Annotated in this window: 1 protein-coding gene and 1 pseudogene; both read left to right on the forward strand. The window is 46.5% G+C overall.

Annotated features, from left to right (window positions below; translation table 11 throughout):
* A pseudogene (locus ACWHAR_RS28615) lies at positions 1–139 on the forward strand (3-hydroxyacyl-ACP dehydratase FabZ); the annotation flags it as partial.
* A 72-nt stretch (positions 140–211) separates the two neighbouring features.
* The gene (gene mscL, locus ACWHAR_RS28620; RefSeq protein WP_021445844.1) at positions 212–607 is read left to right on the forward strand and encodes a large conductance mechanosensitive channel protein MscL; all 396 of its coding nucleotides are present in this window, start codon (positions 212–214) and stop codon (positions 605–607) included.
* Positions 608–635 lie beyond the last annotated feature (28 nt).

The following is a 635-nucleotide window of genomic DNA, read 5'->3' on the forward strand; positions in this document are numbered from 1 at the left end:
AGTCAAGCCTGGTGACCAGCTTCACCTTGAGGTTGAAATCATTCGTGCCCGCGGCACAATCGGGCGCGGAAAAGGCGTTGCCACAGTTGATGGCGAAGTCGTTTGCGAAGTAGAACTGACTTTTGCCCTCGGAGAATAATTGAAAAAAGGCAGATGGCCAGCGGCACATTTGTCTTTTTTTCTTTACAAATATAGAAAAGCAGGTGATTGTATGTGGAATGAATTTAAAGCCTTTGCCATGCGGGGGAATATCGTAGACCTTGCGATTGGTGTTGTGATAGGCGGCGCTTTCGGAAAGATCGTCACATCTCTAGTAAATGATATCATTATGCCTTTGGTCGGTTTGCTGCTGGGAGGGCTTGACTTTTCAGGCCTGTCGTTTACGTTTGGCGATGCTGTAGTGAAGTATGGCAGCTTTATACAGACGATTGTGAACTTCTTAATTATATCGTTCTCCATTTTTATCGTCATTCGGACTTTGAATGGGTTAAGGCGCAAAAAAGAAGCAGCAGAAGAAGAGGCTGCGGAGGAAGCGGTGGATGCGCAGGAGGAGCTGCTGAAAGAAATCAGAGACCTGCTGAAGCAGCAAGCAAAGTCGCCGGAATAAAAAAGATGCCGTTAGAAACGGTGTCTTT

It is taken from the genome of Bacillus sp. LR--39 (genome assembly GCF_053613335.1).

What these genes read in the sequence shown, in the direction of transcription:
- mscL (WP_021445844.1), top strand. Translation starts at nt 212, where the DNA reads ATGTGGAATGAATTTAAAGCCTTTGCCATGCGGGGGAATATCGTAGAC.